At 72.3% G+C, this 21,834-nt stretch carries 15 protein-coding genes; 10 read left to right on the forward strand and 5 right to left on the reverse strand.

The window, feature by feature from the left end:
- Positions 1-105: 105 nt before the first annotated feature.
- Positions 106-690, forward strand: a complete 585-nt coding sequence (locus ACZ7N4_RS20005) for a flavodoxin family protein (RefSeq protein WP_471359646.1) — start codon at positions 106-108, stop codon at positions 688-690.
- 62 nt (positions 691-752) lie between these two features.
- On the opposite strand, the gene ACZ7N4_RS20010 is transcribed toward ACZ7N4_RS20005, so the two are convergent.
- Together ACZ7N4_RS20010 and ACZ7N4_RS20015 are read right to left on the reverse strand one after the other, a co-directional pair.
- Entirely contained in the window at positions 753-1,220 is a 468-nt protein-coding gene (locus tag ACZ7N4_RS20010; RefSeq protein ID WP_471359647.1) for a hypothetical protein, read from the reverse strand.
- Positions 1,221-1,498: 278 nt separating this feature from the next.
- Positions 1,499-2,806 (reverse strand): CAP domain-containing protein, encoded by a 1,308-nt coding sequence (locus ACZ7N4_RS20015; RefSeq protein ID WP_471359648.1) that lies wholly within the window; start codon positions 2,804-2,806, stop codon positions 1,499-1,501.
- A gap of 223 nt (positions 2,807-3,029) precedes the next feature.
- On the opposite strand from ACZ7N4_RS20015, the gene ACZ7N4_RS20020 reads away from it, so the two are divergent.
- The 4 genes from ACZ7N4_RS20020 to ACZ7N4_RS20035 all read left to right on the forward strand — a co-directional run bounded on the left by ACZ7N4_RS20020 (position 3,030) and on the right by ACZ7N4_RS20035 (position 9,533).
- Positions 3,030-3,311, forward strand: a complete 282-nt coding sequence (locus ACZ7N4_RS20020) for an acylphosphatase (RefSeq protein WP_471359649.1) — start codon at positions 3,030-3,032, stop codon at positions 3,309-3,311.
- A gap of 380 nt (positions 3,312-3,691) precedes the next feature.
- Complete coding sequence (locus ACZ7N4_RS20025; RefSeq protein WP_023546484.1) at positions 3,692-3,895, forward strand: hypothetical protein; 204 nt, start codon at positions 3,692-3,694, stop codon at positions 3,893-3,895.
- 246 nt (positions 3,896-4,141) lie between these two features.
- Positions 4,142-7,915 carry an AAA family ATPase gene (locus ACZ7N4_RS20030; RefSeq protein WP_471359650.1) on the forward strand — a complete coding sequence of 1,258 codons (3,774 nt, stop codon included), beginning with the start codon at positions 4,142-4,144 and terminating at the stop codon, positions 7,913-7,915.
- Between the two features lie 199 nt (positions 7,916-8,114).
- Positions 8,115-9,533 carry a sugar porter family MFS transporter gene (locus tag ACZ7N4_RS20035; protein ID WP_471359651.1) on the forward strand — a complete coding sequence of 473 codons (1,419 nt, stop codon included), beginning with the start codon at positions 8,115-8,117 and terminating at the stop codon, positions 9,531-9,533.
- Between the two features lie 1,035 nt (positions 9,534-10,568).
- Here the strand turns inward: ACZ7N4_RS20035 and ACZ7N4_RS20040 are convergent.
- Together ACZ7N4_RS20040 and ACZ7N4_RS20045 are read right to left on the reverse strand one after the other, a co-directional pair.
- Positions 10,569-11,552 (reverse strand): LLM class flavin-dependent oxidoreductase, encoded by a 984-nt coding sequence (locus ACZ7N4_RS20040; RefSeq protein ID WP_471359652.1) that lies wholly within the window; start codon positions 11,550-11,552, stop codon positions 10,569-10,571.
- A gap of 54 nt (positions 11,553-11,606) precedes the next feature.
- On the reverse strand, positions 11,607-13,055 hold the full coding sequence (locus tag ACZ7N4_RS20045) for a cytosine permease (RefSeq protein WP_471359739.1): 1,449 nt from the start codon (positions 13,053-13,055) through the stop codon (positions 11,607-11,609).
- A 170-nt stretch (positions 13,056-13,225) separates the two neighbouring features.
- On the opposite strand from ACZ7N4_RS20045, the gene ftsY reads away from it, so the two are divergent.
- Positions 13,226-14,428 carry a signal recognition particle-docking protein FtsY gene (gene ftsY, locus ACZ7N4_RS20050; protein ID WP_471359653.1) on the forward strand — a complete coding sequence of 401 codons (1,203 nt, stop codon included), beginning with the start codon at positions 13,226-13,228 and terminating at the stop codon, positions 14,426-14,428.
- Positions 14,429-14,561: 133 nt separating this feature from the next.
- Here ftsY and ACZ7N4_RS20055 read toward each other — a convergent pair whose 3' ends face one another.
- Positions 14,562-15,218 (reverse strand): bifunctional DNA primase/polymerase, encoded by a 657-nt coding sequence (locus ACZ7N4_RS20055; RefSeq protein ID WP_471359654.1) that lies wholly within the window; start codon positions 15,216-15,218, stop codon positions 14,562-14,564.
- 474 nt (positions 15,219-15,692) lie between these two features.
- Between ACZ7N4_RS20055 and nsdA the strand changes: the two genes are divergently transcribed.
- From nsdA to ACZ7N4_RS20075, 4 genes are all read left to right on the forward strand, one after another.
- Positions 15,693-17,162, forward strand: coding sequence for a transcriptional repressor NsdA (gene nsdA / locus ACZ7N4_RS20060; RefSeq protein WP_471359655.1), 1,470 nt, complete (start codon positions 15,693-15,695; stop codon positions 17,160-17,162).
- A 388-nt stretch (positions 17,163-17,550) separates the two neighbouring features.
- Complete coding sequence (locus ACZ7N4_RS20065) at positions 17,551-18,888, forward strand: ammonium transporter (protein WP_471359656.1); 1,338 nt, start codon at positions 17,551-17,553, stop codon at positions 18,886-18,888.
- Positions 18,885-19,223 carry a P-II family nitrogen regulator gene (locus ACZ7N4_RS20070; protein ID WP_171152440.1) on the forward strand — a complete coding sequence of 113 codons (339 nt, stop codon included), beginning with the start codon at positions 18,885-18,887 and terminating at the stop codon, positions 19,221-19,223. Before ACZ7N4_RS20065 ends, ACZ7N4_RS20070 begins: the two co-directional genes overlap by 4 nt.
- A gap of 52 nt (positions 19,224-19,275) precedes the next feature.
- Complete coding sequence (locus ACZ7N4_RS20075) at positions 19,276-21,783, forward strand: [protein-PII] uridylyltransferase (protein ID WP_471359657.1); 2,508 nt, start codon at positions 19,276-19,278, stop codon at positions 21,781-21,783.
- The last annotated feature ends 51 nt before the right edge of the window (positions 21,784-21,834 follow it).

The following is a 21,834-nucleotide window of genomic DNA, read 5'->3' on the forward strand; positions in this document are numbered from 1 at the left end:
CTGCCAGGTTGCACTAACCAGAAGTTAGTGCTTTCCTTTGGTAACTGCTTTCGAGCTGCTCTCCAGTCGAGCTGCCGCTTCCCGCTGCCCTTTCCAGGAGTACGCATGACCACGCCCGTCGTTTCCATCGCCTACCACTCCGGCTACGGCCACACCGCCGTCCTCGCCGAGGCCGTCCGCGCCGGTGCCCTGGACGCGGGCGCCGAGGTCCACCTGATCAAGGTGGACGAGATCACCGACGAGCAGTGGGAGACGCTGGACCGCTCCGACGCGATCGTCTTCGGCTCGCCCACCTACATGGGCACCGCCTCCGGCGCCTTCCACGCCTTCGCCGAGGCCTCCTCCAAGCGCTGGTTCGGCCAGGACTGGAAGAACAAGCTGGCCGCCGGCTTCACCAACTCCGCCTCCAAGAGCGGCGACAAGCTGCACACCCTGCAGTTCTTCCAGACGCTCGCCGCCCAGCACGGCATGCACTGGGTCAACCTCGGCCTGCTCCCCGGCTGGAACAGCAGCACCGCCTCCGAGAACGACCTCAACCGCCTCGGCTTCTTCGCCGGCGCCGCCGCCCAGAGCAACAACGACCAGGGCCCCGAGGGTGTCCACAAGGCCGACATGGCCACCGCCGAGCACCTGGGCCGCCGGGTGGCCGAGACGGCGAAGACCTTCCGCCGCGGCCGCACCGCCGCGTGAAGCCGCCCGTCGGCCGCCGTCCCGGGCGGCGGCCGATCGGCGTTGGGCTTACTTACCGAGCCTTACTGAGTACCGTTGACGCAGACCGCCTCGACGTGCATGGAAACGCTTGTCGAGCTTTCGTTGGTGCCGCCGGCGACCCAGGAGTCGGGAGGTCCCGATGGCGTGGAGAGGGGGAAGGACTCCTCGGTCCGAAAGCCCGGCCCGAACGAGACGGGGCCTCCCCCCGTGGCGATCTTCCCGGCGGGGCAGACGACGGTGGACTCACCGGACCCGCCCGGGGGAATCACCACGGTCGGGCCGGACACCCGCTGGGCACCCGTCACACCCCCCGCACCGTCAGCCGGGGGCGTCACCTGGGCGTTCGAGCTGCAACTGACGTCCTGAAACCCGGTGTTGACGTTGCCCTGTCCGACCTGCCCCATGGGGTAGCAGACCTGGATCAGCGGTGAACCGCCCAGAAGTGACAGGAGGCCCCCGTCGCCTTGGGCGTGGGCGCCTCCCGCGCCGAGGAGCAGCATCGCCGTCACGGCGCCGCTGATCGTGGCGAGGCGTCTGGTGAACTTCACTCGACCGGCCTTTCATCCCATTCGACAGCCTGCAGATCGACGTACAGCCTGCCGACGGCGGTCCTCCGACATGCGCAGGGCACGCTGGGACGTGCGGCCATTCCCCCGTACGGCGCCGGTCGGCCGGCAGGCCTACGCCTCCGGGCATTCCGGTGATGCCAGTGCCGGCATCAGCGCCGTCCGGAACCGTGACTCCCGGCCGTGAGGCATCTCCGCGCGGGGGACTGCCCGCGGATGTCTCAGTACCCGAAGTCCTGCGTCCACCAAGGCCCGCCCGGGCCGAGGTGGACGCCGACGCCGAGGGTCTTGAAGCCGGGATTCAGGATGTTGGCGCGGTGGCCGGGGCTGCTCATCCAGGCCCGCAGCACGGCCGCCGCGTCGGCCTGGCCGCGGGCGATGTTCTCGCCGCCCAGGTCGGTGACACCGGCCGCCGCGGCCCGGTCCCACGGTGACCTGCCCTCCGGGTCGGTGTGGTCGAAGAAGTTCCGCGCGGCCATGTCGTCGCTGAACTTCTCCGCCAGCTTCGTGAGCGAGGAGTTCGCCGCCAGCGGGCTGACGCCGGCCTTCGTCCGCTCCTCGTTGACGAGTTTCAGCACCTCGGCCTCGACGGCGGCCTCGCGCGACACCGCCACGGGCGTGGTGGCCGGCGCCGGTGCCTTGGTGGCCGCCGGTGCCTTGGTGGCCGTGCGGGACGGGGTGCCCTTCGGCCTCGGAGTCGCGGAAGGCTTCGCCGGGGTGGCCCTGGGGGTGGTCCTCGGCGCCGGCTTCCTCGCAAGCGTCTTCGGCGTGGTACGGGTCGGGGACGCCGGCTTCGAGGCGGCAGCCGAGGGGGAGCGGGAGGCCGAGGGGGAGCGGGAAGCGGAGGGGGACGGGGGACGGGGAGAGGCCGACGGGGAGGCGGAGGCCGACGGACTCGGGGAGCCGGCGCGGCCGGCGGTTCCGGCGGTGGGCGTCGCGGCGGGGCCGTCGACGCTGCCCGAGGTGCCGCCCTGCTCGCCGACCGTGTTGCCGGGAGCGGCCGCGGACTGCACCCGGTCCCCGCCGGCGGTGTGCGTGCTGCCACCGAACCGGTAGTGGTCCAGGCCCGGCACCACGCCCGTGGTCACCGCGACCGTGCCGAGCGCTACGGCCGCGGACACCCCGAGCAGACCCGCACGCACCGGCCGTCCGGCCCCGCCGCGCCGGCGACGCTCACGGGACGGCCCGCCGGCCGGGGCGGAAGCACCGGAGCCGGCGGAGGACGCCGGGCCGGACGGGGACGCCGGGCCGGGCGGCGACGGGAAGGCCGAGCCGGTGTCGTCCGTGGCGAAAAGATAGGCCTGCGCCTTGGCGGTCGCCTCGGCGTAGGCCTCGGGGTTCAGATAGGGCGCTATGCCCATGGGTATCCGGCGTTCGTCCCGGGACGAGTGCCGGGCGTCCCCACTCCCGGAGCCGGAGCCGGAGCCGGAGCCGGAGCCGGAGCCGGAGCCGGAGCGCTGCGTGTGCGTGACCCCCGTGGCGCGGCCCGTGGCGGCGCGGCCGGCGGCGGAGCGTCGGTGGCGTCCCATGTCCTTGCCCTCTTCCTCGTGCTCGCGGCCGACCGGTACCCGCGCGGGGGGCGACTCCCGGTGAGCGACGCGCGGCGGGCGACGCGGAGTGAGTGACTCCGTCCGGTCAACCCGACTCACTCGATCGAGTGAGTTTCAGATGGGATTCATTGGGTCCGGACGGTACCCCATGGCGATCGGGGACGATGTGTCCCGCATGACACCGGCCGGTTAGGTTGCACCCATGAGCGAGGACGTACGACTGATCGCCTGGGTGCGTGGACACGTGCAGGGCGTGGGTTTCCGCTGGTTCACGCGGGCCAAGGCGCTGGAGATCGGCGGGCTGAGTGGTTTTGCTCTCAATTTGGCCGACGGCCGGGTGCAGGTGGTCGCGGAGGGGCCACGTGAGGGGTGCGAGGGGCTGCTGGGCTGGCTCCAGGGCAGCGACACGCCCGGGCGCGTGGACGGCGTCACCGAGATCTGGGACACACCGCGCGGCGGGTACGACAGCTTCGCCATCCGCTGATCCCGAGCCCCGAAGCCCCTTGTCCCGGCGCGGGGCAAGCTGCCGGGGGCATGTGCGGAAGCGGAAACGCCCTGGTGGTTGCCAAGACGGGCGCGACATGGCAGGCTCCGCAGGTACTGCTGGTCGCCACGCCCTGAGGGCCCGGAGGAGTCCCAGCGCCGCCGAGTTTCCGGCCGCGCACCCCGGTTCGCCCCCCAATACAGGGCGTGATCGTGTTGACCGTCAAACTTTTTGGTGAGACGCTGAAAGCCCCGCGCACCTTAGCTGTTTGGCATGGAGCAACAGCAGAGCAACACCCCGATGTGCCAAGCACCGCGGGTGCGAATCCCTCACGACCCACACCGCATCGGTCGGTCACTCATTGTGGAGGACCATCCATCATGGCAAAGGCGCTTCTCGGTTACGTCGGCGGCTCCGACCCTCGACTCCTCGCCGAGATGCGACGGCTGCAGCAGCGTGTTCAGGACCTGGAGTCCGAGCTCGTACGGATCCAGGCGGAGAACGACGCGCTGACGGCTGCCGCCTCTCAGGACAGGATCATGGAGAGCATCGACGCACACCAGGCGGAGCCTGCGCTCACCTGATCGTTGCAACGCTCCACGACAGCAGCCACAGCGATCAGGCCGCCCGTATCAACCGCTCAAGTTGATCGAACGACTGAGATCCAGTCGTCAGATTTGCAAGGGACGCTTCGGCGTCCCTTCCTTCTTTCCCCCGCACATCCTTTCACTCTCTTCACCATCTGGTGTGCCCTCTCCGTTCAATGACGAAACCGCGCGGTTGCGAGGGTTCATGGAGTGAGATGGCGGCGCCGGGTAGAGTCCGGCGGCGTGCACCTCAAGGCCCTGACCCTCCGCGGGTTCAAGTCGTTCGCCTCCGCGACCACGCTCCGGTTCGAACCCGGCATCACGTGCGTCGTCGGCCCGAACGGCTCGGGCAAGTCCAACGTCGTGGACGCGCTCAGCTGGGTCATGGGCGAACAGGGCGCCAAGTCGCTGCGCGGCGGCAAGATGGAGGACGTCATCTTCGCCGGCACCACCGGCCGCCCGCCGCTCGGCCGCGCCGAGGTGTCCCTGACCATCGACAACTCCGACGGCGCGCTGCCCATCGAGTACGCCGAGGTCACCATCACGCGGATCATGTTCCGCAACGGCGGCAGCGAGTACCAGATCAACGGTGACACCTGCCGCCTGCTGGACATCCAGGAGCTCCTCTCCGACTCCGGCATCGGCCGCGAGATGCACGTCATCGTCGGCCAGGGACAGCTCGACTCCGTCCTGCACGCCGACCCCATGGGCCGCCGCGCCTTCATCGAGGAGGCGGCCGGCGTCCTCAAGCACCGCAAGCGCAAGGAGAAGGCGCTCCGCAAGCTGGACGCGATGCGGGCCAACCTCGCGCGCGTGCAGGACCTCACCGACGAGCTGCGGCGCCAGCTCAAGCCCCTCGGCCGGCAGGCCGCCGTCGCCCGCCGGGCCGCCGTCATCCAGGCCGACCTCCGTGACGCCCGCCTGCGGCTCCTCGCCGACGACCTCGTACGCCTGCGGGAAGCCCTCCGGGCCGAGATCGCCGACGAGGCCGCGCTGAAGGAACGCAAGGAGACCGCGGAACAGGAGCTGAAGAAGGCCCTCCACCGCGAGGCCCTGCTGGAGGACGAGGTCCGCCGGCTCGCCCCGCGCCTCCAGCGCGCCCAGCAGAGCTGGTACGAGCTGTCCCAGCTGGCCGAGCGGGTGCGCGGCACCGTCTCGCTGGCCGACGCCCGGGTCAAGAGCGCCACCTCCGCCCCGCCGGAGGAGCGGCGCGGCCGGGACCCGGAGGAGCTGGAGCGCGAGGCCGCCCGCGTCCGGGAGCAGGAGGCCGAGCTGGAGGCGGCCCTGGAGGCGGCCCAGCGGGCACTGGACGACACGGTCGCCCACCGCGCCGAACTGGAGCGCGAGCTGGCGGCCGAGGAGCGCCGGCTCAAGGACGTCGCCCGCGCCATCGCCGACCGCCGCGAGGGCCTGGCCCGCCTGTCCGGGCAGGTCAACGCGGCCCGCTCGCGCGCCGCCTCCGCACAGGCCGAGATCGACCGGCTGGCCACGGCCCGTGACGAGGCACAGGAACGCGCGGTCCGTGCCCAGGAGGAGTACGAGGCCCTCCAGGCCGAGGTCGACGGCCTCGACGCCGGCGACGCGGACCTGGCCGAGCGGCACGAGGCGGCCAAGCGCCGGCTGACCGAGGCGGAAGCGGCCCTGGGCGCGGCCCGCGAGGCACTCACCACCGCCGAGCGCGGCCGCGCCGCGACCCAGGCCCGCCACGAGGCCCTGGCCCTGGGTCTGCGCCGTAAGGACGGCACCGGCATACTGCTCGGCGCCCGCGACCGCCTCACCGGAGTCCTGGGCCCCGCGGCGGAACTGCTCAGGATCACCCCGGGCTACGAGATCCCCCTGGCGGCGGCGTTCGGCGCGGCGGCAGACGCCATCGCCGTGACGACCCCCGCGGCGGCGGCCGAGGCGATCACCCTGCTCCGCAAACAGGACGGGGGCAGGGCGGCCCTGATCCTTACGGGAGCGCCGGAGGAGGCGCCCCACAGGAGCACGGGGGACGGCGCGCTCGGTCACGACGTACCGGCAGTCGGCGATGGTGGGCCGGCGTCCCGTGGGGGCGCGGGGGACGGGGCGCTCCACCACGGCGTACCGGCGGCCGGCGACGACGGGTCGGCGCCCCGCGCGGCCGCCGCCCCCGCCACCGAAAGCCTCCCCGGCACGCCCCTCCCCGGCACCGGCACCCCCCAGCCCGGCACAGCACCAGCCGCCCTCCCCGGCACCCCTCTCCCCGCCGCCGGTCTCGTCCGCGGGCCCGCCGAGCTGATGCCCGCCGTCCGCCGCCTCCTGCGCGGAATCGTCGTGGTGGAGACCCTGGACGACGCCGAGGCCGTCGTCTACTCGCGCCCCGAGCTGACCGCCGTCACCGCCGAGGGCGATCTCCTCGGCGCCCACTTCGCGCACGGCGGCTCGGCCGGCGCGCCCAGCCTGCTGGAGGTGCAGGCCTCCGTCGACGAGGCCGCGGCCGAACTGGCCGACCTGGAGGTGCGCTGCGCGGAACTGGCCGAGGCCCAGCAGGCCGCGGCCGAGCACCGCAAGCAGGCCGCCGCCCTCGTGGAGGAACTCGGAGAGCGCCGCCGGGCCGCCGACCGCGAGAAGTCGTCCGTGGCCCAGCAGCTCGGCCGGCTCGCCGGACAGGCGCGCGGCGCCGCCGGGGAGGCCGAGCGGTCGGCCGCGGCGGCGGCTCGTGCGCAGGAGGCGCTGGAGAAGGCCGTACAGGAGGCCGAGGAGCTGGCCGAGCGGCTGGCCGTGGCCGAGGAGATGCCGGTGGAGGAGGAGCCGGACACCTCGGTGCGGGACCGGCTCGCGGCCGACGGGGCCAACGCCCGGCAGACCGAGATGGAGGCCCGCCTCCAGGTCCGTACGCACGAGGAGCGGGTCAAGGGGCTCGCCGGCCGCGCCGACTCACTCGACCGGGCGGCCCGCGCCGAACGCGAGGCACGCGCGCGTGCCGAGCAGCGCCGGGCCCGGCTGCGGCACGAAGCGGCGGTCGCTGAAGCCGTCGCCTCCGGTGCCCGGCAGCTGCTCGCGCACGTGGAGGTGTCCCTCGCGCGGGCGGAGCAGGAGCGGTCCGCCGCCGAGGCCGCCAAGGCCCGGGGCGAGCAGGAACTGGCCGCCGCCCGTACGGCGGGCCGTGAACTGAAGGCGGAGCTCGACAAGTTGACGGATTCGGTCCACCGGGGCGAGGTACTCGGTGCCGAGAAGCGGCTGCGCATCGAGCAGCTGGAGGCCAGGGCGCTGGAGGAGCTGGGTGTCGAACCGGAGGGACTGGTGGCGGAGTACGGCCCGCACCAGCCCGTGCCGCCCTCGCCCCCCGCCGACGGCGAGCGGCTGCCCGAGGACCCGGACCACCCGCGCAACCAGCCGCGCCCTTTCGCACGCGCCGAGCAGGAGAAACGGCTCAAGGCCGCCGAGCGGGCGTACCAGCAGCTGGGCAAGGTCAACCCCCTGGCGTTGGAGGAGTTCGCGGCGCTGGAGGAGCGGCACAAGTTCCTCAGCGAGCAGCTGGAGGACCTGAAGAAGACCCGCGCCGACCTGCTCCAGGTGGTGAAGGAGGTCGACGAGCGCGTCGAGCAGGTCTTCACCGAGGCCTACCGGGACACGGCCCGGGAGTTCGAGGGTGTCTTCAGCCGGCTGTTCCCGGGCGGTGAGGGCCGTCTGGTGCTGACCGACCCCGACAACATGCTCACCACGGGCGTGGACGTCGAGGCACGGCCGCCGGGCAAGAAGGTCAAGCGTCTCTCCCTGCTCTCGGGCGGTGAGCGCTCGCTGACGGCGGTCGCGCTGCTGGTGTCGATCTTCAAGGCCCGGCCGAGCCCCTTCTACGTCATGGACGAGGTCGAGGCCGCGCTGGACGACACCAACCTCCAGCGGCTGATCCGGATCATGCAGGAGCTGCAGGAGGCCTCGCAGCTCATCGTGATCACGCATCAGAAGCGCACGATGGAGGTCGCCGACGCGCTTTACGGCGTGTCCATGCAGGGCGACGGCGTGTCCAAGGTCATCTCCCAGCGACTGCGGTAGCGGTTCTCAAGATCGACTCACTCTGTGTTCAAAAAGTGAACACAGAGTGCGCTGGCATATCTAAAAACTCACAGCCGTTGAAGTATTGACTTCGAAACTTGAAGGCATAGTCTCTGCAACGTTGCTTTTACCTTCAGGTGTCGCCACCTGAGAGGGCTCACCCCACACGGCAGCGTTGCCGTGGCCCGAGGAGATACACGTGACCAGCACAGCGCAGGCACCTCAGTCAGGAGCCAGGACGGCTCACCCCGAACATCTCGGGCACGTCATCTTCATCGCAGCGGCTGCCGCGATGGGCGGCTTCCTCTTCGGCTACGACAGTTCCGTCATCAACGGGGCCGTCGAGGCCATCCGTGACCGCTACGACATCGGATCCGCCGCACTCGCCCAGGTCATCGCGATCGCACTGATCGGCTGTGCCATCGGCGCCGCCACCGCCGGCCGCATCGCCGACCGGATCGGCCGCATCCGCTGCATGCAGATCGCCGCGGTCCTGTTCACCATCAGCGCCGTCGGCTCCGCGCTGCCCTTCGCGCTGTGGGACCTCGCCCTCTGGCGCATCGTCGGTGGTTTCGCCATCGGCATGGCCTCCGTCATCGGCCCGGCGTACATCGCCGAGGTCGCCCCGCCCGCCTACCGCGGCCGGCTCGGCTCCTTCCAGCAGGCCGCGATCGTCGTCGGCATCGCCATCTCCCAGCTCGTGAACTGGGGCCTGCTCAACGCCTCCGGCGGCGACCAGCGCGGCAAGCTGATGGGCCTGGAGGCCTGGCAGGTCATGCTGGGCGTGATGGTCGTCCCGGCCGTGCTCTACGGCCTGCTGTCCTTCGCGATCCCCGAGTCCCCGCGCTTCCTGCTCTCCGTCGGCAAGCGTGAGCGCGCCCGCGAGATCCTCGCCGAGGTCGAGGGCACGGAGATCGACCTGGACGCCCGCGTCGCCGAGATCGAGCTGGCGATGAAGAGCGAGCACAAGTCCTCCTTCAAGGACCTGCTCGGCGGCTCCTTCTTCTTCAAGCCGATCGTCTGGATCGGTATCGGTCTGTCGGTCTTCCAGCAGTTCGTCGGCATCAACGTCGCGTTCTACTACTCCTCGACGCTGTGGCAGTCGGTCGGTGTCGACCCGACGGACTCCTTCTTCTACTCCTTCACGACGTCGATCATCAACATCGTCGGCACCGTGATCGCGATGATCTTCGTGGACCGCGTCGGCCGCAGGCCGCTGGCCCTCATCGGTTCCGTCGGCATGGCCGTCGGCCTCGCCCTGGAGGCCTGGGCGTTCAGCTACGACCTGGTCGGCGGCAAGCTGCCGAGCGCCCAGGGCTGGACCGCCCTGATCGCCGCCCACGTGTTCGTCCTCTTCTTCGCCCTGTCCTGGGGTGTGGTCGTCTGGGTCATGCTCGGCGAGATGTTCCCGAACCGGCTGCGGGCCGCCGCGCTGGGCGTGGCCGCCGCCGCGCAGTGGATCGCCAACTGGGCCATCACCGCGAGCTTCCCGTCGCTGGCCGACTGGAACCTCTCCGGCACCTACGTGATCTACACCGTCTTCGCCGCGCTCTCCATCCCGTTCGTCCTGAGGTTCGTCAAGGAGACGAAGGGCAAGTCGCTGGAGGAGATGGGCTGAGCCTCGTGACGAGGCGCCCCGAACTCGGGGGGAAGGGCCAAGTCCCCGCTGCCCCTCCCCTCGAACCGTCCGCCGCCCCCGGCCCGGCCACTGCCCGGACCGGGGGCGGCGGTGTCGTACGGCCCCACACCCATGACCCGCCCTGGCCCCCGGCCGTGCCGGTGTCCTGGACGCGGGCTCAGCCGCTGTGGGCCCCGCCCGCTCGGGTGTCTTGGTCCCGGGCCCAGCCGCTGAACCCCCTTGCCGCCGGGGTGGCTTGGATCCGGGCCCAGCCGCCCGGAGGTCCTGGACGCCGGCCCAGCCACTGTGGCCGCCGGCCGCGCAGGTGTCCTGGCCCCGGCCCAGCCACCCTGGCCCCAGCCGCCCCGGTGCCCAGGACCCGCACCGGCCCCCGGCCGTCCTGGTGCCCAGCCGTCCCGTTCCCGCCGGCAGACCCGCCAGGCCCAGCAGCCCCAGTAGCCCGGCTGCCCCGGCAGCCCCAGTAGACCGCCACCCCCGACCTCCTGGCAGCCTCGCAGCCCCGGTCTCGCCGGCAGCCCAGTAGCCCGGCACCCCCGACCTCCCGGCAGTCCCGAAGCCCCGGCACCCCGGCCTCCCCAGTGGCCCGGTAGCCGCCGGTATCCACAACCGCCGCTCCTCCGCAAGCCGTGCGCGCACCCCGCCCCCTATCGAGGGCAGCCGGACGAGATCATGCCGCCTTTGCCGGGGTGCCCGCCTTGCCGGGCTGCCGCCTGTGCCGGGCTGCTGCCTTTGCCCGGGCTGTCGCCCCTGCCGGGCTGTCGCCCTTGCCCGAACTGCCGCCCCTGCCGGGGCTGCCGAACTGCCGCCCCTGCCGGGGCTGCCGAACTGCCGCCCCTGCCGGGGCTGCCGAACTGCCGCCCCTGCCGGGACCGCCGAACTGCCGCCCCTGCCGGGACCGCCGGACCGCCGCTCCTGCCGGGACCGCCGGACTGCCGCCCCTGCCGGGGCCGCCGGACTGCCGCCCCTGCCGGGACCGCCGGACCGCCGCCCTGCCAAACCGTCTCCGCGGCAGCGTCACGACCCGCGGCGGTCCGCCAGTGCCGGAAGGACCCGTTCCGCGAACAGTCCGAGGCTGCGCCAGCCCTCCTCCACCGGCATCCCGCCCGCCAGCGGATGCAGCACCAGGCTGTCCAGGCCCTGCGCCACGCACTGCTCCGGGGTGAGGATCCGGTACACGCCCTCCGCGCGCAGCTCCGCCACGGTCGTGGCCGCCGACCGCACCGCCGAGCGGATCCGGCCCGACTGCCAGGAGGCGTAGGTCCGGGCCTCGTGCAGGAAGTGCCCGCCGTACTCGGCCCACGCCCGGTCCGGGTCGTCGGCGAGGTGGAGGAGCGGGGTCTCGGCGGCCGGCATCATCGTCCAGCCCTCGGTGCCGTACTCGGTCAGTTTCTCCTTGTAGTACGCCTCCAGCTCCGGCAGGTGCGCGCTCGGGAAGAAGGGCAGGCCGAACCGGGCGGCCCGGCGGGCGGCGGCCCTGGAGGAGCCGCCGACCAGCAGCAGCGGATGCGGATCGGTGTACGGCCGCGGGGTGAGCCGCACCCTGCGGCCCCGGTACGTGAACTCCTCGCCGGTCCAGGCGTCGAGCAGCGTCGAAAGCAGCTCGTCCTGGATCCGGCCCCGGCGCTCCCAGTCCACGCCGAACAGGTCGTACTCCTCCGGCCGGTACCCGATCCCGGCCACGGTCACCAGCCGGCCGCCGCTCAGCAGGTCCAGGACGGCGATCTCCTCGGCCAGCCGCAGCGGATCGTGCAGCGGGCCGATCATCGCCGACACCGTCACCGCGATCCGGCGGGTCGCGCCGAACACCGCGCCCGCGAAGGCGAACGGCGAGGGCAGCCAGTTGTCGTCGGCGCCGTGGTGCTCCTCGGTCTGCACGGTGCTGATCCCGTGCTCGTCCGCGTACGCGGCCATCTCCAGGGCGGCCCGGTAGCGGGCGGAGAGGGCGGCGGGAGGGGCGCCGGGAGCGACGAGGTTGAAACGTACGACGGTGACGGGCATGCGAAGTCCCCCTCCGGTAGGACTCGGTGGAGGGGGACGTTAGCTGACACAGCGTCAGACGGCCAGGGTCTCGGGCTCCTCGGCGGGGGCGCCGGCCGCCGGGCGCTCGACCGCCGGCTTCGGCAGCACCAGGTACAGCGCGCCCGAGATCACGATCGTGGCGACCCAGCCGAGGCCGTACTCGCCGATCACGTTGTTCGCCGCGAGCGGGCCGGTGAACCAGTCCGAGGTGGTGAACATCAGGCCCGACAGCAGGCCCACCGCCCAGGCGGCCACGGCCGCGGGGGAGAAGCCGCCCCGGTACCAGTAGGCGCTGGTGCGGGTGGTGTCGGCCATCGCCCGGCCGTCGTACTCCGTGCGCCGGAACATGTCCGCCCCGAACACGCCGACCCAGGCGGAGAAGGCGACCGCCAGCAGCGAGAGGAAGGCGATGAACGAGCCCATGAAGCTCGTCGCGACCAGCATCAGCACCCCGCCGAAGATCAGCGAGATCACGGCGTTCACCGAGACCGCCCAGTGCCGGGGCACCTTGAAGCCCAGGGTCTGCGCGGTGAACCCAGCCGAGTACATCGACATCGAGTTGATCAGCAGCATGCCGATCAGCGCGATGAACAGGTACGGCACGGCGATCCAGGTCGGCAGGATCTCGCCCAGGAAGGACACCGGGTCGCTCGCCGAGGCCAGGTCCGGCGTGGACACCGCCATCACCGCGCCCATCAGAACCATGGGCAGCACGACGACTCCGGCGCCGCCCACCGCCGTACCCACGATCGCCTTGGAGGAGGCCGTGCGCGGCAGGTAGCGGGTGAAGTCCGGGGCGGACGGGATCCAGCTGACACCGCCCGCGGCGATCATGCCGATACCGGTGATGACCGCGGCCGTGGAGCCGGCGCTGTGGTCCATCACCTTCCGCCAGTCGGTGTTCGCCACCAGATAGGCCAGGACGAGCACCGAGAAGACACCGAAGAAATAGGTCGCGTACTTGTTGCACTTCTGGACGGCGTTGATGCCGAGTCCGGAGATCGCGAAGGTCGAGACGACGAACGCCAGCAGCGTCACCATGTCCAGCACGCTGTTCGCCTTGATGCCGAACAGGATGTCCAGGATGGTGAGCATCGCGTACGCGCCGGTCACCGCGTTGATGGTCTCCCAGCCCCAGCGCGCGACCCAGATCAGCGAACCGGGCAGCAGGTTGCCGCGCTGACCGAAGACGGCCCGCGACAGCGCCATGCCGGGCGCGCCGCCCCGCTTGCCCGCGATGCCGATCAGACCCACCAGGCCGTACGACACGAGCGGCGCGGCGATCGCGACGACCAGCGCCTGCCAGATGTTCAGGTGGTACGCCACGACCAGGCTCGCGCCCATGGTCAGAAGCAGCACGCTGATGTTGGCGCCGACCCAGGTGGGGAACAGCTCCCGGGTCTTCGCGGTGCGCTCGTGGTCGGGGACCTGCTCGATCCCGCGGGTTTCGAGAGCGCCTTCGGTCTCGACGGATTTGCTCATGAGAGAGGTGCCAGACATGGGGGGACAGGGTGACGTGGGGACTCTACGCGCGTGGATCGCGTGGCCACCATCGTACTTTGCTCCGACTCCGCGTGCTAAGTGGCCTTTGTCTCTCGGACGAAGCCACAAACGGGGTTCTGGCGCACCCCATGTCCGATACTGGTCGGGTTATGGAAACCGTCATCCTTGCTGTAGTCATCGCCGTGGTCGTGCTCGGCGCGCTCGGCGGGCTGATCGTGGGCAGCCGGCGCCGGAAGCCGCTGCCCCCGCCGCCCCCCCGCACGCCCGACATCACCGCGCCCCCGGCCGAGCCGCACGTCGGCGACGAGGCCGAGACGCCACGCGACGAACCGCGCCGCACGATCGAGGAGGTGGATCTCCCCGGCGGCCCCGCACCGGTCGTCGTGGAGGAGCCTCCCACCGTCGAGGCTCCCGAGATCGAGATCCCGGAGCCCACCGCGGGCCGGCTGGTCCGCCTGAGGGCCCGCCTGTCCCGCTCCCAGAACGCCCTGGGGCAGGGCCTGCTCACGCTGCTCTCCCGCGAGCACCTGGACGAGGACACCTGGGAGGAGATCGAGGACACGCTGCTCACGGCCGACGTCGGCGTGCAGCCCACCCAGGAACTCGTCGAGCGGCTGCGTGAACGGGTGAAGGTCCTCGGCACCCGCACCCCCGAAGAGCTGCGCGGTCTGCTCCGCGAGGAGCTGCTGAAGCTGATCGGCACCGATGTCGACCGCACCGTGAAGACCGAGCCGGAGGACCGCAAGCCCGGCATCGTGATGGTCGTCGGCGTCAACGGCACCGGCAAGACCACCACCACCGGCAAGCTCGCCCGTGTGCTCGTCGCCGACGGCCGCAGCGTCGTCCTCGGCGCCGCCGACACCTTCCGGGCCGCCGCCGCCGACCAGCTCCAGACCTGGGGCGAGCGCGTCGGCGCCTACACCGTGCGCGGACCCGAGGCCGGCGACCCCGCCTCCGTCGCGTTCGACGCGGTGAAGGAGGGCAAGGAGATGGGTGTCGACGTCGTCCTCATCGACACCGCCGGGCGCCTGCACACCAAGACCGGCCTCATGGACGAGCTGGGCAAGGTGAAGCGCGTGGTCGAGAAGCACGCGCCGCTGGACGAGGTGCTGCTCGTCCTGGACGCCACCACCGGCCAGAACGGCCTGGTGCAGGCCCGTGTGTTCGCCGAGGTCGTGGACATCACCGGCATCGTGCTGACCAAGCTGGACGGTACGGCCAAGGGCGGCATCGTGATCGCGGTCCAGCGTGAGCTGGGCGTGCCGGTCAAGCTGGTCGGGCTCGGCGAGGGCGCGGACGATCTCGCGCCGTTCGAGCCGGAGGCGTTCGTGGACGCGCTCATCGGCGACTGAGTGGCCGGCGGACTCGCCGTCGCACACTCTTGATCACCCAAGGACGTTCCGGGGTGGTCGAGCGGGTGAGAAGCCCCGCCCCCGAGGTGCAGTCGGGGACGGGGCTTCGCCATGTGTGCCGCGGGTGCGGCCGTCAGGCCCGCGACCGGTGCGCCACGTACGCCAGTGTGCCCAGCAGCAGCCGAGCCGACGGCGGCCTCGTGGCCGAGTCCAGCGCGGGCGGGCGCAGCCAGCGCACCGGGCCCAGGCCGCCCCGGTCGGAGGGCGGCGCGGTGATGTGCGCGCCGGGGCCGAGGCCGCGCAGGTCCAGCGCGGCCGGGTCGTCCCAGCCCAGTCGGTACAGCAGCCGGGGGAGGTCGGCGGCGGCACCGGGCGCGACGAGGAAACGGGCGCGGCCGTCCGGTCCCGCGGTCACCGGACCGAGGGGGAGGCCCATGCGCTCCAGACGGACCAGGGCGCGGCGGCCGGCCGGTTCCGAGACCTCGATGACATCGAACGCCTGGCCGACCGGCAGCATCACCGAGGCGCCCGGGAACTCCGACCACGCCTTGCTCACCTCGTCCAGCGTGGCCCCGGCCGGCACCACGGGGGCGAAGTCCAGCGGATGCGCGCCCGGCGCCGGGCAGTCGGACCGCCCGCAGGAGCAGGCACCCGCGGCGGCGCGTGCCCCCGGCACCACGTCCCAGCCCCACAGCCCGGTGAACTCGGCCACGGCGGTGCACTCCGCCGAGCGGCCGCGCCGACGCGTGCCGGAGCGGATCTCGCGGATGCCGCCGATCGTGAAGCCCATGCCCCCTCCAACGGGTCCGGCGCGCCGGTGGTTACGACACGGAACGAGACGGAAGCGGAACGTAACGCTACGGCTTCGCCTCCCCGTGTCGGCGCGGAGCCAGGGCGGCGCCTTGGGGCACGGTGGGTGGCACACCGGGCGATACGCGCCCCGGCGCGCTTCACAGCGCCCACTTCCGGCCGTCCTGTGTCAAGTGAATCGCGCGCAGCCGATCGTGAGTTCATTCGAAGGGGTGGCGAATGGTGGCGTTTTTGGGATCCCCGTGGCTGGACGGGTGATCGTAGGATTACTGTGAGTGTGCGAGTCCCGGGGGCACATGCACTCGTGGGTATGCCGGAGGCAAGTCGTCAACTCGTTCGAAGGGTGAGAACCAGCGGACGGGAGGCCGTGTCCACCGGCATTCTGATAGGGCTTGGCGCACCAGGGGACAAGTGGTCTCAGGGGACAAGCGGTCTCAGGGATGGGGGCTTTCCAGTGGGCGGCAACGGCGGTAGCGGGGCACACGCTGACAAGCGGCCCAACGAGCTGCTCGGCTCGTGGTTCGTGCGCAGCGGCTGGTCCAAGGGCGAGCTCGCCCGCCAGGTGAACCGCAGGGCACGCCAGCTGGGTGCCAACCACATCTCCACCGACACCTCGCGGGTGCGCCGCTGGCTGGACGGGGAGAACCCGCGCGAACCGATCCCGCGCATCCTCTCGGAGCTGTTCTCCGAGCGCTTCGGCTGCGTGGTCTCCATCGAGGACCTCGGCCTGCGCGCCGCCCGCCAGTCACCCGCGGCCTCCGGCGTCGACCTGCCCTGGACGGGCCCGCAGACGGTCGCCCTGCTCGGCGAGTTCTCCCGCAGCGACCTGATGCTCGCCCGGCGCGGCTTCCTCGGCACCTCCCTCGCCCTGTCCGCCGGTCCCTCGCTCATCGAGCCGATGCAGCGCTGGCTCGTGCCCTCCCCGGCCTCCTCCGAGCCCCGGACCGCCCTGGACCCGCGCCGCCACGGCCGGCTCTCGCGGCCCGAGCTGGACCTGCTGGAGTCCACCACCCGGATGTTCCGCCAGTGGGACGCCCAGTGCGGCGGCGGCCTGCGCCGCAAGGCCGTCGTCGGCCAGCTGCACGAGGTCACCGACCTGCTCCAGGAACCCCAGCCCGAGGCCACCACCCGCAAGCTCTTCCAGGTCGCCGCCGAGCTGGCCGAACTGGCCGGCTGGATGTCGTACGACGTCGGCCTCCAGCCCACCGCGCAGAAGTACTTCGTGCTCGCCCTGCACGCCGCCAAAGAAGCCGGTGACAAACCGCTCGGCTCCTACATCCTCTCCAGCATGAGCCGCCAGATGATCCATCTCGGCCGGCCCGAGGACGCCCTGGAGCTGATCCACCTCGCCCAGTACGGCAGCCGCGACTGCGCGAGCCCGCGCACCCAGTCCATGCTGTATGCGATGGAGGCACGCGCCTACGCCAACATGGGCCAGCCGGGGAAGACCAAGCGCGCCGTCCGCATGGCCGAGGACACCTTCGCCGAGGCCGACGAGTGGGACGAGCCGGACCCCGACTGGATCCGCTTCTTCTCCGAGGCCGAGCTGTACGGCGAGAACTCCCACTCCTTCCGCGACCTCGCCTACGTCGCCGGACGCAGCCCCACCTACGCCTCCCTCGCCGAACCGCTGATGCGCCGGGCCGTGGAGCTGTTCGCCAAGGACTCCGAGCACCAGCGGTCGTACGCGCTCAACCTCGTCGGCATGGCCACCGTGCACCTGCTCCAGCGCGAGCCCGAGGAGAGCACGGCCTATGCCGCGCGGGCCATGGACATCGCCAAGAAGGTGCGCTCCGAGCGGGTGAACACCCGGATCCGGAAGACGGTCGACACGGCCGTCCGCGACCACGGCGACCTCGCCGCCGTGGTCGACCTCTCCGACAAACTCGCCGTCGACCTGCCCGAGAACGCCGAAGCCGTCTGACCACCGCACACCCCCGAACCCCGGCCGCGGCCGGTCCTCCCGAACTGCCCGACTCGGCTCCCCCATGCCAGGTCATCGGAAGGCCCGCCGCGGCCGGTCCGCGTCTCTCCCGGCGCCCGCCCGGAGCTTCCTCCGCGTCCGATCCGAGTCGTTCCACGGCCGCTCCGCCGCAAGGTTGCGCCACGATAACGATCGGCGGGCCCGGATTCCGGCGCTTCATCCAGGCGTAACACGCAGGGCGCCCTTGTCACCCCGGCGAAACAACGAGGGGCTTCCGCCGAAACCGCGCTGCGCCAGTCTCATGGCGCATAACCGGCCCACCCCTCACCCGACCGGACCGCTCAGGCACCGCCCGCACGGGGCCGTACCAACCGACGAGGAGACGCCGATGGCACCAGCCATCATGCTTGCGGCGGACACGAAACTGTCGTCCGCCAACACGGGCTTCATGCTCATCTGTTCCGCCCTGGTGATGCTCATGACCCCGGGACTGGCCTTCTTCTACGGAGGCATGGTCCGCGTCAAGAGCACCCTGAACATGCTCATGATGAGCTTCATCAGCCTCGGGATCGTCACCATCCTGTGGGTGCTCTACGGCTTCTCCCTCGCCTTCGGCACCGGCAACGGCCTCCTCGGCTGGAACGCCGACTGGATCGGCCTCAGCAACATCGGCCTCACCGAACTCTGGGACGGCTACACCATCCCGGTCTTCGTGTTCATGGTCTTCCAGCTGATGTTCGCGGTCATCACGCCGGCCCTGATAAGCGGCGCCCTGGCCGACCGGGTCAAGTTCTCCGCCTGGACCCTCTTCGTCACCCTGTGGGCCACGATCGTCTACGTCCCGGTCGCCCACTGGGTCTGGGGCGCCGACGGCTGGGCCTACAAGCTCGGCGTCATCGACTTCGCGGGCGGTACGGCGGTCCACATCAACGCGGGTGCGGCCGCGCTCGGCGTCATCCTCGTCATCGGCAAGCGCGTCGGCTTCAAGCGTGACCCGATGCGCCCGCACAGCCTCCCGCTGGTCATGCTCGGCGCCGGCCTGCTCTGGTTCGGCTGGTTCGGCTTCAACGCCGGCTCCTGGCTCGGCAACGACGACGGCGTGGGCGCGCTGATGTTCGTCAACACCCAGGTCGCCACCGCCGCCGCCATGCTCGCCTGGCTCGCCTACGAGAAGGTCCGGCACGGCGCGTGCACCACCCTCGGCGCCGCCTCCGGCGCGGTCGCCGGCCTGGTCGCCATCACCCCGTCCGGCGGCGCCGTCTCCCCGCTCGGCGCGATCGCCGTCGGCGCCGTCGCCGGTGTCGCCTGCGCCGCGGCCGTCGGCCTCAAGTTCAAGCTCGGCTACGACGACTCCCTCGACGTCGTCGGTGTCCACATGGTCGGCGGCATCATCGGCTCCCTGCTGATCGGCTTCTTCGCCACCGGCAAGGGCCAGTCCACCGCCACCGGCGTCTTCTACGGCGACCACACCTTCACCCAGCTGTGGAAGCAGTGCGCCGGCGTCGGTGCGGTCCTCGCCTACTCCCTGGCCGTCTCCGCCGTCCTCGCCTTCCTCCTCGACAGGACCCTCGGCATGCGGGTCACCGAGGACGAGGAGGTCTCCGGCATCGACCAGGCCGAGCACGCCGAGACCGCATACGACTTCAGCGGCGCCGGCGGCGGCGTCACCGGGACCCTCGCCGCCCCGGCCCCGGCCGCCGCGCAGACCAGGAAGGTGGACGCATGAAGCTCATCACCGCCGTCGTGAAGCCCCACCGGCTCGACGAGATCAAGGAAGCCCTCCAGGCCTTCGGCGTCCACGGACTCACGGTCACCGAGGCCAGCGGCTACGGCCGGCAGCGCGGCCACACCGAGGTCTACCGCGGCGCCGAGTACACCGTCGACCTCGTCCCCAAGATCCGCGTCGAGGTCCTCGCCGAGGACGACGACGCCGAACAGCTGATCGAGGTCATCGTCAAGGCGGCCCGCACCGGCAAGATCGGGGACGGCAAGGTCTGGTCCCTGCCCGTCGAGACCGCCGTACGGGTCCGCACGGGCGAGCGCGGGCCGGACGCGCTCTGACGCGTCAGAATCCGAGTCAGGACACACGGGGAAACGGAACAGGAGTCGCTGGGTGACCGGAGCGGACGTGCGCGAAGAGACGGAAGACCCGGGACCCGGCGGCTACGCGGCGGCCCGGCTGCGCCTCCTCACCGAGGGGGAGCGGTCCGGGCCGCCGCGCCGTGGCGCCCTCGCCGGACTGACCGACGACTGGCTGGCCGGACTGTTCACCGCCGCGGCGGCCGGAACCGAGGGCGTGTCGCTGGTCGCCGTCGGCGGCTACGGCCGCGGGGAACTCTCCCCGCGCAGCGACCTCGACCTCGTCCTGCTGCACGACGGCTCCGACCCCGGCGCGGTCGCCGCCCTCGCCGACCGGCTCTGGTACCCCGTCTGGGACCTCGGCCTCTCCCTCGACCACTCCGTGCGCACCCCCGCCGAGGCCCGCAGGACCGCCGGCGAGGACCTCAAGGTCCACCTCGGCCTGCTGGACGCCCGCCACCTCGCCGGCGACCCCGACCTCACCGCCGGACTGCGTACCACCGCCCTCGCCGACTGGCGCAACCAGGCCCCCAGACGCCTCCCCGAGCTCCAGGAACTGTGCGCCGACCGCGCCGCACGCCAGGGCGAACTCCAGTACCTGCTGGAACCCGATCTCAAGGAGGCCCGCGGCGGCCTGCGCGACGCCACCGCCCTGCGCGCCGTCGCCGCCTCCTGGCTCGCCGACGCCCCGCGCGAAGGCCTCGCCGACGCCCGCCGCCGCCTCCTCGACGTCCGTGACGCCCTCCACCTGGCCACCGGCCGCGCCACCGACCGGCTCGCCCTCCAGGAGCAGGACCAGGTCGCCGCCGAGCTGGACCTGCTCGACGCCGACACCCTGCTGCGGCAGGTCTACGAAGCGGCCCGCGTGATCGCGTACGCCGGCGACGTCACCTGGCGCGAAGTGGGGCGCGTGCTGCGCTCGCGCGCCGTCCGGCCCCGGCTGCGCACACTGGCGAGGGAGCGGAGCGACTTCCTCAGAAGGGCGGTGGTGGGCGACGGGAGGGCGCTCGGGGGCGGCAAACCGGTCACCGAACGGTCCCCCCTGGCCGAAGGCGTCGTGGAGCAGGACGGCGAGGTGGTGCTGGCCCGCACCGCGCGCCCCGAACGCGACCCCGTGCTCCCGCTGCGTGCCGCGGCCGCCGCCGCCCAGGCCGGCCTCCCGCTCTCCCTGCACGCCGTACGGCGCCTGGCCGCCACAGCGCGCCCCCTGCCCACGCCCTGGCCCGCCGAGGCCCGCGAACAGCTGGTCACCCTCCTCGGCTCCGGCCGCCCCACCGTCGAGGTCTGGGAGGCACTGGAGGCCGAGGGCCTGATCAGCCGCCTGCTCCCGGACTGGGAGCGGGTCCGCTGCCGGCCGCAGCGCAACGCCGTACACGTGTGGACGGTCGACCGCCACCTGATCGAGACGGCGGTCCGGGCCTCCGAGTTCACCCGCCGCGTCAGCCGCCCCGACCTGCTCCTGGTCGCCGCCCTGCTGCACGACATCGGCAAGGGCTGGCCCGGCGACCACTCGGTGGCCGGCGAGATCATCGCGAAGGACGTCGCCGCACGCATCGGCTTCGACCGCTCGGACGTCGCCGTCCTGTCCCTCCTGGTCCGCCACCACCTGCTGCTCATCGAGACGGCCACCCGCCGCGACCTGGACGATCCCGCCACCGTCCGCTCGGTCGCCGAGGCCGTCGGCACCCAGAGCACCCTGGAACTGCTGCACGCCCTCACCGAGGCCGACGCCCTCGCCACCGGCCCGGCCGCCTGGTCCTCCTGGCGCGGCTCCCTCGTCGCCGACCTCGTGCGCCGCGTCTCCGCCGTGCTCGCCGGGGACGTCCCCGAGGAGCCCGAGCCGGCCGCGCCCACCGCCGAGCAGGAACGCCTCGCCGTCGAGGCCTTCCGCACCGGCGGCCCGGTCCTCGCCCTGTGCGCCCAGACCGAACCGGTCACCGGCGAGGAGCCGTCCGGCGACCCGGAACCCCTCGGCGTCGAACTCCTCATCGCCGTACCCGACCAGCCCGGTGTCCTCCCCGCGGTCGCCGGCGTCCTCGCCGTGCACCGGCTCACCGTCCGCACGGCGGAGCTGCGCGCCCTGGGCCTGCCGCACGACGTGGACGACGACGGCGCGGTCCTCCTCCTCAACTGGCGGGTCGCCGCCGAGTACGGCTCCCTGCCCCAGGCGGCCCGGCTGCGCACCGACCTCGTCCGCGCCCTGGACGGCAGCCTCGACATCGCCGGCCGACTCGCCGAACGCGACGCGGCCTATCCCCGCCGCCGAGGCTGGGCGGCCCCGCCCGCGCGGGTCACGGTCGCCCCGGCCGCCTCCCACCACGCCACGGTCATCGAGGTCCGAGCCCAGGACGCCCCGGGCCTGCTGCACCGCATCGGCACGGCCCTGGAGAAGGCGGGCGTACGGGTGCGGAGCATGCACGTGTCGACGCTGGGCGCGAACGCCGTGGACGCGTTCTACGTCACGACGGGCACGGGCGCACCGCTGCCCGCCGGGGACGCCGCGTCACTGGCGGGGGCGCTGGAGGAGACGCTTCGCGGATGACCCTGCCCCGGTGCCTCCGGCGCCGGGATACCCTGGAGGGCGATTCCTTCA

Source organism: Streptomyces sp. NPDC107654 (assembly GCF_055639035.1).